Annotated in this window: 16 protein-coding genes and 1 pseudogene; 1 reads left to right on the forward strand and 16 read right to left on the reverse strand. The window is 36.7% G+C overall.

Annotated features, from left to right (window positions below):
• Positions 1-31 precede the first annotated feature (31 nt).
• From ACQKMR_RS24320 to ACQKMR_RS24355, 8 genes are all read right to left on the reverse strand, one after another.
• A complete protein-coding gene (locus ACQKMR_RS24320) occupies positions 32-364 on the reverse strand; it encodes a hypothetical protein (RefSeq protein ID WP_427699592.1) in 333 nt (110 codons plus the stop codon).
• 502 nt (positions 365-866) lie between these two features.
• Positions 867-1,178 carry a hypothetical protein gene (locus ACQKMR_RS24325; RefSeq protein WP_427699593.1) on the reverse strand — a complete coding sequence of 104 codons (312 nt, stop codon included), beginning with the start codon at positions 1,176-1,178 and terminating at the stop codon, positions 867-869.
• Between the two features lie 81 nt (positions 1,179-1,259).
• Complete coding sequence (locus tag ACQKMR_RS24330) at positions 1,260-1,868, reverse strand: pentapeptide repeat-containing protein (RefSeq protein WP_427699594.1); 609 nt, start codon at positions 1,866-1,868, stop codon at positions 1,260-1,262.
• A 20-nt stretch (positions 1,869-1,888) separates the two neighbouring features.
• A complete protein-coding gene (locus tag ACQKMR_RS24335) occupies positions 1,889-4,027 on the reverse strand; it encodes a PrsW family glutamic-type intramembrane protease (protein ID WP_427699595.1) in 2,139 nt (712 codons plus the stop codon).
• A gap of 717 nt (positions 4,028-4,744) precedes the next feature.
• Entirely contained in the window at positions 4,745-4,945 is a 201-nt protein-coding gene (locus tag ACQKMR_RS24340; RefSeq protein WP_427699596.1) for a hypothetical protein, read from the reverse strand.
• A 117-nt stretch (positions 4,946-5,062) separates the two neighbouring features.
• Positions 5,063-5,329, reverse strand: coding sequence for a hypothetical protein (locus ACQKMR_RS24345; protein ID WP_427699597.1), 267 nt, complete (start codon positions 5,327-5,329; stop codon positions 5,063-5,065).
• Between the two features lie 1,538 nt (positions 5,330-6,867).
• Entirely contained in the window at positions 6,868-8,028 is a 1,161-nt protein-coding gene (locus tag ACQKMR_RS24350) for an MFS transporter (RefSeq protein ID WP_427699598.1), read from the reverse strand.
• A gap of 143 nt (positions 8,029-8,171) precedes the next feature.
• Positions 8,172-8,714, reverse strand: a complete 543-nt coding sequence (locus tag ACQKMR_RS24355) for a TetR/AcrR family transcriptional regulator (RefSeq protein ID WP_427699599.1) — start codon at positions 8,712-8,714, stop codon at positions 8,172-8,174.
• Positions 8,715-8,838: 124 nt separating this feature from the next.
• Here ACQKMR_RS24355 and ACQKMR_RS24360 point away from each other — a divergent pair, with 124 nt between their 5' ends.
• Positions 8,839-9,444 carry an SDR family NAD(P)-dependent oxidoreductase gene (locus ACQKMR_RS24360; protein WP_427699600.1) on the forward strand — a complete coding sequence of 202 codons (606 nt, stop codon included), beginning with the start codon at positions 8,839-8,841 and terminating at the stop codon, positions 9,442-9,444.
• 413 nt (positions 9,445-9,857) lie between these two features.
• Here ACQKMR_RS24360 and ACQKMR_RS24365 read toward each other — a convergent pair whose 3' ends face one another.
• From ACQKMR_RS24365 to ACQKMR_RS24400, 8 genes and pseudogenes are all read right to left on the reverse strand, one after another.
• Complete coding sequence (locus tag ACQKMR_RS24365) at positions 9,858-10,250, reverse strand: SRPBCC family protein (RefSeq protein ID WP_427699609.1); 393 nt, start codon at positions 10,248-10,250, stop codon at positions 9,858-9,860.
• A gap of 3 nt (positions 10,251-10,253) precedes the next feature.
• Positions 10,254-10,577: pseudogene (locus ACQKMR_RS24370) on the reverse strand (ArsR/SmtB family transcription factor); the annotation flags it as partial.
• 131 nt (positions 10,578-10,708) lie between these two features.
• Entirely contained in the window at positions 10,709-11,302 is a 594-nt protein-coding gene (locus ACQKMR_RS24375) for a YdeI/OmpD-associated family protein (protein ID WP_427699601.1), read from the reverse strand.
• A 115-nt stretch (positions 11,303-11,417) separates the two neighbouring features.
• A complete protein-coding gene (locus ACQKMR_RS24380; RefSeq protein WP_427699602.1) occupies positions 11,418-11,567 on the reverse strand; it encodes a hypothetical protein in 150 nt (49 codons plus the stop codon).
• Between the two features lie 686 nt (positions 11,568-12,253).
• Positions 12,254-12,415: an NUDIX domain-containing protein gene (locus tag ACQKMR_RS24385; protein WP_427699603.1), complete on the reverse strand. Its 162-nt coding sequence runs from the start codon at positions 12,413-12,415 to the stop codon at positions 12,254-12,256.
• A 657-nt stretch (positions 12,416-13,072) separates the two neighbouring features.
• Positions 13,073-13,219, reverse strand: a complete 147-nt coding sequence (locus ACQKMR_RS24390) for a hypothetical protein (protein ID WP_427699604.1) — start codon at positions 13,217-13,219, stop codon at positions 13,073-13,075.
• Positions 13,220-13,345: 126 nt separating this feature from the next.
• Positions 13,346-13,573, reverse strand: coding sequence for a hypothetical protein (locus ACQKMR_RS24395; protein WP_427699605.1), 228 nt, complete (start codon positions 13,571-13,573; stop codon positions 13,346-13,348).
• A 941-nt stretch (positions 13,574-14,514) separates the two neighbouring features.
• Positions 14,515-15,225 (reverse strand): VOC family protein, encoded by a 711-nt coding sequence (locus ACQKMR_RS24400; RefSeq protein WP_427699606.1) that lies wholly within the window; start codon positions 15,223-15,225, stop codon positions 14,515-14,517.
• Positions 15,226-15,510: the final 285 nt, after the last annotated feature.

Genomic DNA, 15,510 nt, shown 5'->3' on the forward strand with positions numbered 1-15,510 from the left:
GATAACCGCGGCTTCTGAGAATATATACATGTTATTCAGGCTGATACGAGCAGACTAAATTTGCCGATTTCCATTCGTATTGTAACTTCAATTCGTTTCCGCTGCGGTTGGCGACCATAATGAAAGGCTCCGCTTTGGGCTCGTGCAATATAACCCGAATATCTTTTCCTTCTTTCTCGTATTCCCCGAACCATATTTGGGTAAAATTTCCCGTTGTTTCATGAACGGATAAAGGGTCCCTATCGGAAGTAGGATTTTCTAAAAATTTCATCCCGGAAAAGCAAGATGTCGATTGGGAACCGGCGACAAGCTTCCAGTCCCCCTCTAGTTTCAACTCTGCGGTTTCCGTTTTTTTTTGCATCATTACAACCAACCAGCAAGGAAACGGCAAATAATACAGCAATCGTTCCTACAACTGTACTTTTCATCAATAACCCTCCACCCCCCACTGCATTTTAATCCCATTGAGCAATGAAGCAATTAAATATTATGGTTGCGATTATGAAAACCTCTATATTGGAAATATGGTGCGGTGTATTGTTGGCGTAACTTTTATGAGCGTTTATGACGATTATGGTATTGCATCACCCGATATAAACGACCACACCCTCGCGCCGAAACGTGTTGGGCAGCCCGCTCACCAGCAGCTCCAGCCTGCCATAGCATATGCTCCTTAGTGTCACCGCCATCTTGGAGCGCCACACAGTCCTATACCGGGAAACCTCCTTTAGGAGCGCAGGCACTTCCTCTCTCCACATCCGGCCACCTTGGAACCAGGTATTACATAGGTTAAGTGAGTTATTGGTTGAAAGAGGAGTTCAAAGGCAACATAAGTTTGTGATATCAAAGCTATCCTATAAATACAACTATGTCTTTACGTTGAAATGCATTGGGTGTTTTTCCTTAAGCCCTTCTACTCTTTCAAATAATTTGGTTTTCTGTTCTTCTTCTAGGTTCAGATGCACCCACTCTTTTAATTTATCAAGTTCAGCAAGAATACTTGGTAAACCTTCCTCTTCTACATCAACACCTGTCGATAAAAGATCTACCCATTGTAATCCTAAGGATTGGATGGCAGGTATCGAAAATTCTTTGAAAAAGGATTCCGTAGCAACTGGAAAAAAGATGTGTTTTTCAAAATCGTTTTGTGGATCAAGGATCATTGCACTAATAGCCATCAGTTATTCAACTCCGAAGACCGCACTGAAAGCTACTGTTTTAGATTTAACGGTATTGTCTCGATCAATAACGTCTAAAAGTTATTCTTTGATTTCATTAATGAGCCACTGTTTACCTTCTTCTCCTTTAAGAATTATAGGGTGTTCTGGAGTACCTATATTAACACTTTTAATGAAAGCCTCCTCTAATCCTCGAATCCCCCCTAACTTAGCCCCCTTTAGTAATACCCCTTCAAACGTAGATAATCTTACATCAGCATTCAGTAATGTCGCTTCACGAAAATCTGCCTCATCAAAAAGACCACCTATTAAATTTGCGTTTGATAAATCAGCTTTAACAAAAACTGTCTCAATGCATTCACTATCAGCAAATCTTGCGGCTTTAATATTTGCACTTGTGAAATCTACATATGAAACGTTAGACTTACAAAAATCTGAACCTTCTAAATTAGCGAATTTAAAAGTTGATGAACATAATAAAGATGAAGACATATCTTTGAGATTTAAGTTCATACCATCAAAAAGACAAGCTGTAAGGTATGCTTGATCTAACGGATATTTTGATAAATCTAAATTTCGTAAGTCTATTTCATCTAAGCCGAGTTTTTCACCTTTCTTACCAATGGTCTCTATCCAAAGACGATGTGATTCAAGTTGAACGATAATTTCCTCAACATTAAATATTGTCATGCCCTGCATACCCTCCTAAACTATGGATACCAAATAATTCTATCAGCTATTCCTGCTTCTTTTATTGCCTCTTTTAACTGATCAATATGTTCAGGAATCAGCTTTCTCGTATCAACTATTACATTGTAGTTTTTATCAAGTTCCTTATTGATCCCTTTCATTCCATTATTTACTGTAAAGGCTCCCTTTTTTGGTGATGTATGCCCATTTGGATAAGATTGAAAGCTTTTAACATCCCATTTTACACCATTAGTTGTATCAATAAATTCTGCTCCTCCATTATCCAGAGGATCTCGAATTATTCTACCTAGTTTGCCCTGTTTCTCCAATTCCAAGCCTATCTCTCTTTCTTTCACACCCTGCTCTCTAATTCTGCCTCCATGTGAAGGATCACCTGCTAAATCATCCAATTCCTTTTGATTTCTACCACCAGTATACCCCGTATCCTCATCGGCTTTATCCTTATTCGGCGTATCGTCATCCGGCTTCTTGGGATCGTCCGTATGCTTGCCCGGGCTTTCGCCGTCACTCTTCGGAGGTTTCGGTTTAATCGGAACGTCGACATCTCGCTTCTGGGAACCAAGCTTATCCAAAAGCTTGCGCACATAGCGGCGCCCTTTCTTCCCAACCCATCTTAGTGCTCTGCCGAACGGGATCCGGCTTAGTACAATGCCTATAGCGACGGAAAACGCATTTTCGGGAGTAAGCAGCTTCTTCGGATCGTGGATATAACCAGCAATCTCATGTCCGCTCCCGGCAATTCCCGCCCCCGTCATCGCGATGCCAAAAGCCGGCCAGAATCCGACGAACAGCAATGACAAGGCAAGGGCACCGAGCACGATCGCTCCCTGTTCATACCAATCCAGCCGATCCCACCAATTTTGCAGCGAATCGAACATGCAGGCGAAACATGCTGTTTCCCCACCGCCCGCATGAGCCCCGATGCCTGCGAACAGACCGGCCACAAGCAGAATCATCGCGAGTCCGGTTAGAGCCTGGCAAAGAGCCTTTACCCGAGCCTGGACAGGCTCCTGTCTACCGGCCGATTCTTCATTTCCATAAAGTAAATGAAATCCAAGCTCCCTGCGCTCCCGGTAAAAGCCTAGCCAATATATGAATTTCCCCCGGTCCAGACAAAAAGAGCGGATCATATTCCACAGCTCGGGAAACGGATTAAGAAGCGGCTCGTTCGGTAGCAACGGAAGGCAGTTCCGTATTTTGTTCAGCGACCAGTAATCGGCAATGAGCGATGCGGCCAGCATCAGCAGGAAGGCCGGCTGAGTTTTATAACCGCTGCCGGTCCACTCATGAAGCCGGAACACCCAACCCGGCAGCTTGTGTTGGCCGTTATAAGCCGCGTGATCCAGGATGGACCACAGCAAAAGGATTGCCGGGAACAGAAAAACCCATTTCGTCAGTCTTGTTCGCAGCCGATAAGCAATTCCGCACGCAAGCGTGATCATGGCGGTATGTACGGGATGACCGACGGTCATTAGCGTCGGGAACAGACTTTCTTCGAAACGCCCGGGAAACAGTGAGAACAAATCCCAATGGATCGTTTCGCCGCCCAGAATTGTAAAGCTATAGCCAAACTTTTTCTCAAGAATGCTGCCGGAACTTAGCCACCTTCGGGAAAGCTCCTCCATCAGTTGGAAGCCGACACCGGTTGCCGCCCCGATGAGCGTGAAATCTCCTAAACTCAAGGCGGAAGCTCGACGTGAAAAAAACAGAAATATACCTAGCGGAAGGAGCTTCCACAATTCTTCGAAAATTGGCGTGATAACGGCAATGGACCAAGTGTCGGAAGTTTCCCCCCCGAAAAACGCATGGAGAGCATTGACCGTAAGCGTCGTGAATGGTACGACAAGGAAAACACCTGACAGAACGAACAGAACAACTTGCCTCCACGGCATAGTTTTGCTTCGGCACAGAAACCAAAATTGCAGCAGCACATAAAACGACCACAAATATTGAATCATCATGGTACGCGATTCTTTAACGAAAAACAAACTCAACACAAACGCAAGCAAAGACAGCCAGGAAAAAATCGCATACGCCGTTTTAATAAACGGATATTTCGCAATCCATGATTGGCAAGTTCGATAGATGGCCTCAAGGAAATCCCGAATTCCGGTTCGAATGGACCAGATCGTATTCACTACGATTGCCTCCTTTGTAAGCCGGCCTCGTGCGATCGGGACGTCTCCCTTGACGACGGTCAGGCCATGAGTAAATAAATGATTTCATGAAAACCATGGTCACCGATCGATCGGAGCGGAGGATTATAGAGTAATACCCGCAACATGTACCTAACCTATCTCTCGCGGGATACTAGTAATATAGTCATTTTTATAAAATGTGGAAAAGGCGCTGGTCTCAAATCCGGGTATTTTTGCACAAGCCCCGAAAAGGTGGATTAACAAAAAGCAATCCTTGTTAAAATGTATACCAAGGTACAGTGAAAGACCGTCAAGGTCTATAGAATTTAATGAATGTGATTCGGGCAAATGATATTGTTGTAGCTTTATAAAAAAGTCTGATTAAAAGTACTCATCAATAGTTGATCTATCGCTACGATAATAATACGTTTTTTGAAAAAAGATTGATCAAAGCATGCTCCTATTTAATGTAATGGATTAACTTCTTTACAAAAAAGCTTGATTTTTTTTGAAATCCTTGTTGCACTAAAGCACCTTCGTTTGTTCCGATTGAGTAAAATGACTATTCACTCAATAGGTGTAAATTGATCTGTTGGTAAAGTATTTGTTTTCCATTTTTTTATAAAGCACAGATGAAACGATCAATATTCCAAGCCATAGGAATAACAAAATACTCGAAAGGATCGGTAATATAGTTAGTTCAAATACAGAGCGACCTTATGCAGTTTGGAAACCTATCAGTATAATCGAAAGCATCCAAGCAATACTGCCATAATAGATCAACAATTTTTTAAACGGATATTCACTTTTACTTTTTCTAAAAGCCATCCTGGCAAGATTAATGTGTAAGGCATGAAATACAATTCCGTGTAATACGCTTAAATTCCCTGCATCTCCTGTAAATCGGTCTTGAAGCAAGATCCTCCATATACCAGCAAAGTTGGAGAAATGCATAACGAATTCCTATTATAAGCATTGGACGTTCATAAGGATATTTCATTCTAAAAAACTGAACAGTACGCAATATAGCTAAAATTACAAGTAATAGCGCAACAACCCAAATAGCATTCTAGCAATTTTATCGACGACATCTCCTTCACGAGAAAATCGTGGATTAAAGCCTCGAAAGTTCTGAATAGTTTCAATTGTATAGGAATATATGGTTGCTATGATAAAAAGCCACCGTATCATCGTCCTTTTACGAGTTCCTAGTCTTGCAAAAGGTAAAATAATGGGGCCGCGAAAATAGATAAAAATAGCGATGACCGTTGCAAGTATAAATCCAATCAGACTTGTAATCACAAGCCATCTTTCTCCTTCAAATAATTTGGTAGGTGGTCCTACAACATCATTTCAATCAGTTTGCATAGGATTTGACATGAATATTCCTATCTTTCCTCACCTCTTATTTATTTGATTAACCTTTATTTTTATATTCGATATTACTAAAAAGATGCCTCTAAATTGAGTTTTATTAACAAACCTGTTCTTTATCTTAATAAAATGATTTAAAAGCATCTAAATTTGCACATGCATTTATTAAACTAAATGGCCCGATTGCTGAATAGAGAAATAAAGGGTAGATCCATATCAAAAACGATCGTTTTTGATATGGACAAGAAACGAAAAAAGTAACCTTCAGTTCCCATTACTGAAGGTTACTTTTTTATTTCGGAAGCCGAATATTTGAGTCTAGCCCCTATTTATTCAACTTCTACTTCCATTTCTTTAACAAAAAACCGCATTGCCCGAAATCGAAATATCTAATTGATATGAACATATACAAGTCCATCTTTATTCATTTCATGTCCTTTCTCAACTCTTAAAGTTGTAGGTAAACAAAGTTCCTTATTTACAAATTGTATATATTCTTATTCCAACCTCATAAAAATCCTCCCTATATCAAAAAAATAAGGGAGGATTTTATAATGTATTGATAGAATTCAAGTTTAAATTTCTATATACCATTCTGAAACTTGTCTAGATGTTACAACTTTTGTTAATTTTTTTGGGGTTTTTGTTTCATGAGGTAATTTGATTTTTTCTACGTTACTCACTTCAGATTTCATTTTAATATTTTCTCTTACTTCCTTTTCTTCTATAACTTTATTGATATTTTCACCTCCTTTCAAAAATTATAATTTAATTGTTTCGATATGAAGAATTCCGGTCTTTGAAAGATTAATTTGTTTTATATTTGAATCAAATAAAGAAAAATGATAATCAAAAAATAAAGGAATGACCACCATTTCATCTATTAGTTTTTTTTCAGCATTTTTGTAAAGTGTATGTTTTTTTCAACAGATTCTTCATTTAAAGCTTTTTCTAGTATCTCATCTAAAATCTTTATTATTATAATTTGGAGTATTAAAAGCCCCTCTACTATATAATGGTAGTAAAAAGTAGCCTACATCTCCTATTTCAGTATGCCATGTTTCGTATAACATATCGTAATCACCATTATCAACAGCTTGTATATAATCTTCCCACTCTAAACTTCTGATACTAATGTCAATATTTAAATTATGTTTTATTTGCCTCTTAATTTATTCAGCTTTTAAAATTTGATGGACATGGTTTATTACGTAAATAAGGGCTGTTTTGGGGAGGGATTGCACCGTTCGAGAAAGTGTACTTTTGCAAACGGGTTAAGCATGACAAAAAGACTTCATATTCCCCTGAAGCCTCTCTTAGGAGTACGTACATTTGACTTTATAAACAAAATTGGATTTACTTTGCCCCTGGTTGCACGGACGCTGGTATCCCCAGGTGCCGTCAGTAAAAAGGAAAAAAATCACTAAGACATTATTAATGAAAAAAAGCTGATTTCTAAAGGGAAATCAGCTTTTTTTGAACTCTTGATGACCATAACTCATGACAGAAAGAGCAGCTGTTCCTAAGGATATAAGGACGAGCACACCACCTACTGTAGGGTTGAACTCGACAGAGGTTTGCTCAATGACAATTCCGCCAATAAATGAACCAAAAGCAATACCCATATGGACAGCCGAATTGTTTAAGGTTTGCTGGATATCCGAAGTTTCTGGTGACAGTTCGATCAGATAGCTTTGCATCGCTGGTGTGATCGCCCAGCTTAACATACTCCATATGACCATCAAGATTAGGAAAAGCGGTAAAGAGAAGGTTGTATAAGGGATTGATAACATTGAAACCGCAAAAAAGATAATGACAGATATTATAGTACGCTTTGATCCGAAACGGTCAGCCAAAAAGCCTCCAATTCCCCCGCCAACTACAGCTGCAATTCCAAAAATTAAATAGACAATACTAACCCATGTTCCATCAAGGCCTAGTTTCATTTTTAAAAATGGAGTTAAGTATCCATATAGTGTTAAATGACCCGCCAACATGACAAAGGAAGTTGCCTGAGCAAGTAAAATTTTTCGATTTTTTAATGTACGTAATTGTCTTCCAATTGGAATAGAAGGCTTGGGTGCCATTCTTTCCAGAAAGAAAAACACCCCCGCCATCGAAACTAAGGTTAGGATGGAGATCATGATAAAGGGTGCCCGCCAGCCAAAAGCATTTCCAAGCATCAATCCAATTGGTACCCCTAGCACAAGAGAGGCACTGACTCCCATAAAAACAACTCCGATCGCCCTTGCACGGTATTGTTCAGTTACAATATTTGGCACCATCGTTAAACATAAAGCAATAAGCAATGAACCGCTAGAAGCTGCAATGATACGCCCAACAAGTAGAATACTATAATAGGGGCTGAAAACAGAAATGACATTTCCTATAAAAAAAATAAACAAAGTAATTAAAGTTAGCCGTTTTCGTTCAACTCTTTGTGTTACTGTTAACAATATAGGCGCTGCTAACGCGAATGCAAGGGAAAAAACAGTCATAAGGAAACCCACTTGCCCAAGACTCACATCTAAATCATTCGAGACAATATCTAGTAAACCGCCAATGATTAATTCAACCATCCCGACAACAAACGAGACAATCGCCAATAAATACACACGTTTATCCAAAATTTAACTCCCTCTCTAAAAAGAGTCCTAAATACTCGATAAAAAATAGCCCACCATGTTTTGCTGGGTCTTTTCTCATTCACTCCATATCTTCAGCTAACGCACCCGTTTGTTTAAGTACATTTATTCGCAAACTTTTATACTTAGTTATTTAATATTAGCATAGATACCTCTTCAACAATTTTTATTTGAGATAAATTAGTTTTCTCAACTACTAATAGCTCAGCAGCATCGTATAAAATCCTTGAATATAAAAAAGTATTAAATTCATTTACTTGATTACATTCACTCAATTGGAAACCTGATTCTAAATAGATTTTTAAAGCATTTAGCATTTTCACTCGTAATAATGGGAATAAATTTTGATAACTATATGGACATTCAGTTTTCACTTGCTTTAAATATTCATAAACGGCATGGAATAAACACTCTATTTGCTTTTCATCCCATGTATTTACTTCTTTTGTATACTTTTTAATCATTTCAGTTGCTGAATCTTTTATCATTTCATCAAACAATTGATATTTGTCTTCAAAATGAGCATAGAAAGTGGCTCGATTTATATTTGCATGTTCTGTAATATTTTTTATTGTTATCTTCTCAAATTCTTTTTCCCTTACAAGTTCCATAAATGCCTCTACAATTGCTTTCCTTGTTGGTGTCCTTCGGATATTTTGAACTTTCATTTTAATTCTCCTTATCACAACAAACTGTTATTGTTGTTGGTTGTTTCATCTTATTCCCTGCTTTACAATTAAATTAAAGCAACACACGTTGTTTTAATTCTAATAAATAAGGTGGTTATAATCAATGAAAACAATTGCAATTATTGGTGCAGGACCTGGTTTAGGTTTATCAATCGCTAAAAAATTTGGTTCGGAACAATTTAACGTGGCACTTATCGCACGTAACGAAGAAAAGTTATCAGCAATGGTTAAAGAATTAAAAGACTTAAATATTGAGTCCAAATATTATTTAGCAGATCTACGAAATTTAGAACAATTAAAACAAGCGTTAGAAGCTGCAAATGCAGATTTTAATAATATCAATGTACTTGAATTCAGTCCCTATCCAGGACCGAAATCATTTATTCCCACATTAGACGTAACTGCAAAAAATATGACAGAACAAATTAATTATTACTTATTACCAGCGATCGAAGCCGTTCAAAGCGTATTACCAGGTATGCAACAAAATGGCGCTGGTGCAATTCTTTTCACAACAGGTATTTCCTCAATGCATCCAATTCCTCAACTTGGTAACGCAGGAATTGTCATGGCTGGTATTCGCAACTACGCAACTAATTTACACAACATCCTAAAAGAGCAAGGAATTTATGTTGGTCACTTATCAATTGCGACACTTATTGAACCTGGTACAGAAGGTGACCCTGACATTATCGCAGATGTATGGTAAAACCATACTCTTCTCAACCATACTTCGAAGCAGTTTACCCAGTACAGAAATAATCTTAAATGGGATCAAATAATTATGATCCCATTTTTCACTTAGTTTAACTCAACCTGAATTTTCAAGAGGCCCAATCTACTTTGTCACTTATTGAGCTCTACTGCCCCGTTAGTTCAATATAAAAAAGCAGCCCGGTTCGGCAGCTGGATCTTCAACATATGCACCCCATTAGTTTAAGTGTAATACTTCACAATCTCAATCAAAAACCGAAATTGTAATCAAAATTGCATCTGAATTTGTAATTGTGTTTTGTATCAATATTTTTACTAAAAAAGCAAACGGATCAGTCCTATACTGAGCCGTTTGCTTTTTCCTATACGTTAGCTTAATACTTAAAAAACAGGTTCAGAGGTTTGGTCTTACATTTCCTCTAACACTTTTTTAAGTTCTTCGCCCATTTCCGCCCAACCATATTTCGCACCATTGAACGCTTGATCTTCTTTTTCGAACCCTGTTTGTTCAAGATGTAAGTAGGTTGTTCCATCCTCTTGCTTCAATGTCCATGTGACTATAGTGTTTATCGGACCACCTACCCATGTGTAAGATAACTTATAAGGCTCGTCCACTACTAATACTTCACAATCTACAATTAAATTCCACTGCTCATTTCGGAATTGACATTTATGTCCTACGATTGGTTTAAAGTTATTTTCCATTATCCATTTTGCAAGAGTATCCGAATCTGTTAAAGCGTTCCACACCTTATTGATCGGGCTCTTAAAATTAAAATCTTGTGATACTGTTAAATTCATTTTTTGTTCCTCCAGTAATATTTGGTTTAAAAGTAATACTCTTCCACTCCAGAATTTGCTGTAAAACGATACCCAATCCTGAATTTCTCTTAAAGGGGCAGCAGTCAGCCGATACCTTGTTTCTCTACCAACTTTACGGTCGGAAACTAGACCAGCTTCTTTAAGGATAGCCAAATGTTTAGAAACAGCAGTACGACCCATTTGAAATTGAGCGGTTAATTCGTGAAGAGGTACCTCTTCTGCATCAGCCAACAAACGTAGCAATTTACGTCTTGTTGGGTCAGCGATGGCTACATAAACATCACGCTCTTGATTTTTATCGTTCAAAATCACCCCCCCTTTAAATCGGACACCAATTGGTGTCTTTATTATAGGATACTAATTGGTGTCCTGTCAATTTCTTTATTTTCCATAATATCATTAGTTTTATTCTCCTATCATCAAGTACATAAGTGCCTCTAATCATTTAATCCCTTTCCATTGAGAATTTGCTGCATACATTTTTCAACCCTTGACTGTCGAGTTTTGGATTGTTTGGGTTGAGAAAAATAAAGAATGTATGCTCTTTGCCGTCCCGGCGTCAATGCTTCAAAAGCAGTTTTCAAGGCAGGGATTTCATCGAATTTATTTTGAAGTTCTTCAGGAATTATGAATTCTGTATTCTTTTTAAAATCCACTTCCAAACCGGCTTTTTCAACTTCAACGGCTTCATAAATATAGGCTTTCAAGATGGTTTCCATTTCAACTATTTCTTGAACATTGGTGAACCGAATCTGGCGCGCCGCCTGTACATTCTCCGTTTGTTGGACTAGAATCCCATGGGCATCCTGTAACAAGGCACCTTTGTGAAACAGAAACGCACAATATTCTTTAAATCCATGTATTAAAACTATGTTTTTTTTCTCAAACGTGTAACAAGGATGCATCCACTTAAATTCTTCGGTCAGCTCACAGTCAAGAACGATATTTCTCAACTTCTCATATTCTTCCTTCCACTTTTTAGCTTTACTTAAAAATTCATCAACCTTAAGATTCATTCTACTATTTGTCATCAAGAAACACCCCTCTTCAATTTTTCGATAGCTGACAGTCAAGAATGATCATTCTTAATTTCTCCAATTCTTTCTGTCACTTTTTGGCTTTACTTGAATATTCATCAACCTTTAATCATTTACCATGACCCACTTGGCAAGCTTGCTTGAATCGGTTAAGGCGGACGTGAAGAGGTAATTCCTCTACGTTTGCCAATAGACTAATCAGTTCACGTCGAGTCGGGTCGGCAACATACACATCCCTCATTTTATTTGTATCGGTCAAAATCACCATCCCCTTACTCTCGCATGATGAAAAGACTCCGATTGGTGTCCGATTTATAATAGGACATTAATTGGTGTCGTGTCAAGCAGACCTGGCTGGAAAGTTACAGGGAGCTTATGTCGCTAATCTGCCCCGTTAGCACAACAATATTTACATTAAGTTAAAGCCCCATTAACCTGGGTAAAAGGTTCTTATCCGAGGAGGGGCTAAAATGAACATTAATTTTAGTACCTATTGATTCTTTCTTTACTCATATCCTTAATCTTTCTTCCTGTACTCCCCATAAGAGAATGGATTTACTTTTCACTATTATTTAATCTTCTGTTTTTTCTAATTGGAACGATTACTAAATATGTAAAGTCGGTCTGGTTAGCCTTTGCAACTTCTTCTTTCGTATTGGCTGTGATATTTATTTATTTAATTAATACTACTACTACAATAAAAATACCCTATTCTATAATCTTAACTTTCGGTGCTGTGAATCGTTAGTTCATTTAGGTATCAAGTAAAGATACGGGTTAAATAATCTCCGTGTCCTCTTGCTAGTACAACATCTTCTTGGGAGGATATCCAAAAGAAACGGTAGGTTAATCCCTCCTCCACCACCCATTGGTTGGTAAATCCATTCATTTGGAACACCTGATACATTTATTTTATTAAAAAATTGCTAATGAATAGTCCCATCATCACTTTCCCAATAATCTTGTGCAAGTAGCCTCAACATCAACATTTTTTAACCCTGTTTCTTCCTCAATTTCTCGAATTACCGCATTATAAGTGTTTTCCTCTGGCTTTACTGTACCTTCGGGTATCTGTATCCCTGCCTCTGGAATAGAATGTTGGAACACTAATAGTTGTGGTTTGTCCTCATTTATTCTTGTGACATAGCCATAAGCCTTTCTAATAGGCTCTTATTTTTTTAGTCCTCCGTTTCTGTACGATTTTTTATTTAAACACTATCGTATTAAATTCTTTATCTATTTACTTTCGATAAGTTTATTTTTAAGGCTGTTTTCGCAATGTTTACAGTTTTTTTAAACAAACTTAAAAAACACGGACTATAATTATTAAGCAAGATGATAGTGAACATTAGACAACTATTATCAATTAAGAAAGGATGGTTACTATGTTTATCACTTATAAGAATTATCAAGGTGGATTCAAAAATTTGGTTGTAATAGAAAGCGATGGAGTAATTACTAGAAGCCTTAAAGGTAAAGAAACAGCAATAAAAACTCACAAAAGAAAATTAGTGCGATTGAGGGCTAAACATAAGTGAATAATACGATGAAAATAAACAGTAAAATTTTTAGAGACCTGGTTAATAAATCCAATTTCTAAAAGGAACAATTTAACGAAAATAGCCATTTTTTTTAATGAAAGTATAAAGTTCAATATCGATGTTTTATATCGGGTTCATCCCCTCATCGACTAGTTGTTTTTTCTAAAATCAATCAATTTACTCAATATCATCGATATTTGCTTTACGATATTTCTGCATCTCACTACTCCACCTTTTTGAGCTGAAACTTCCCTGCTTTCTCTATAAGCTCTCTAGCTATATCATCAAGTTCTTTGGTCGTTATATCAGGAATTGTTTTTTGTACCAATTTATCTCTAATGGAGGCAACAATTTTGCCAATTTCCTTCAAACATTAAAATCTTCTTTGTTTTGCAATCACTTTTTCCTACCTCATTATCTTTTATCATCAATATAAACTAGGCTCAATTTTTCTTCGACCAAGAAAATGACCACAAAAAAGATCTAGTTCATATGACTAGATTCTCTTTTTAATATCTTCCCTTATTGATTCAATGATAGTATCTGATAAATTTGATGGAAGAGATGAACCATCCTCAAAAACCCATTTATTAATTATTTCAAGATCTGCTTTATTAAAAGTAATGCTATAATCTTTATCATTGTGAGTAAAATCAGCTGTAACCGTTTCTTCACCATCAAACTCGTCATCAATAATCATATTTTTTATTTCATATGGCTTCACGATGTAATCTCCTTTTTATCATTCTTGTATATAGAATTGACCTAATGTGATTGTTTATTCACTTTTTTCACCTAGCCTGCCCAAATCAAAAAACGAAGGGCTACTTTCATCGTATGATATATATGCAAGACCATATTCCTTACATTGTCAACCACTCAACCAGACACACTATTAAGGTGAATGAGAAAAAGTATTGTCAAAACAAAAATACCCGTTTTTGTAAAAGTCAACTTTTACGAACGGGTCATTAATGATTAACATAAGGGTGTTGTTCTATAAAACGTTGCTCCCAATGAATCTCTATGAATAACAGTTGACACCCTTTTCAGAAGAGCGAAAATCCCCTAAAACACTTGTAAAGTTCATAGAAGAACTGATTATACTACTCACGCAGAATGATTTCCAGAAGCGCTTTCTGTTCGTTCTGTGGAAGCATTTGCTTTATTTTCAAATGGATCATACATTTTTTCTCGGATAAACAATGCAGGAATAATTCCAGCAAATGCATAGGCAATAGCAAGCATAGCTAAGCCGAAACCGATAGATTTTGATTCCGCAATAATACCAATGCTTATAGGTGCTATCCTTACTAGAGGACTGCGCTCGTTAGCTAAAGAAAAAGTTATTTATAAGCCCCTTTTTCTGCCATCATAAAACCTGAGATAGTACTACAGTTATTTCACAACCTTTCACTACCCTAATTAGGTAATCTTAACAATTTATCATTTTGGATACTTATTCCCACTTTTATTTACTATAATTATCCAAAAATTCTTATTCAACTAATCTGCCCCTTTAGCTCCATAAGAAAAAGAGTTGATGATCAGCTCCTGGTAATGAAGTAAAGCACCTCTTAGCTCAACAAGGATAGTAATCTTTTGTCTAACAAAAAACTCTCTTTTCTAAAGTTTAATACTGAATAATTGATATTCTAACAGATATTACGTTTCAGAAAATACCTCTCCTTTGTGCTCGTTTCTATTTATCTGAAATTCATTATTGGATTTGATGATTATTTTATTGTTATTTTTTAATGTAATCTCAAGAGGATATATGGCAGATGTTTTATCAGAAAATATCCATCTTCTCCCTGGCTGGGCTAGAATAATAAATATTCCATTCCTTCTTTCACCCATGAAATTAAGGTATTGTCTACTTATTGTACTATTGTCACGCTCGATCACACCAATTTCATTTAATTTTTCACTTACACTTATAGTGTCTTCTACTATTAATCCTATTTCACTAATGTTTAAAATACTTTTAACCGAAAAAGGCTCAATACTCTCTTCAGAAATTTCATATCTTGAAATAAATTCTACTATATTACCAGAAGGATCATAGAAATAAAGAGCACGGGCTGGTAAATGAGCAAAATTAGCTTCATCTAGCCCATCTTCAACAAGTAGATCTACTCTTTCTTTTACCCATGATTTTGCTTCATAAAATTTGTTAGCCGGTATGTTAAAAGCAAAGTGGTAATAGGGGTTATTTTCTACATTTTTTGTTGTAAACTCAAATTCACCTGTCCCAACAGCAATTCGAAAGCTATTCTTATCCTCATTAACTAAAGAAAATCCTAACGTATCAATATAGAACTTTTTCATTTGCATTAAACTTTTAGTCTGTAAAACAATCGATTTGATTTCCATTGATAATAACACCTTCCTTGTATATCTAATTATGTATAGTTGTATGTAAGTTAACATTTTTATCATGACATAATTAGCCATTTTAGTAATATAACACTAATAATTTCACTTTAATTACCTTTTTATCACCATATTATATATACTTTACCACTAAATTATATATATATCTTGTTGAACTATCCTGCCCCGATCGTATTATAATGTCAGCCAGAAATTTCTGGTTGACCATTTTTTATATCGATATATGATAACGGTAGCCGGGGTAGAACGTTCCTGCCCGTGGGG

Source organism: Peribacillus sp. NPDC096540 (assembly GCF_050278525.1).
Classification (GTDB): Bacteria; Bacillota; Bacilli; order Bacillales; family DSM-1321; genus Peribacillus.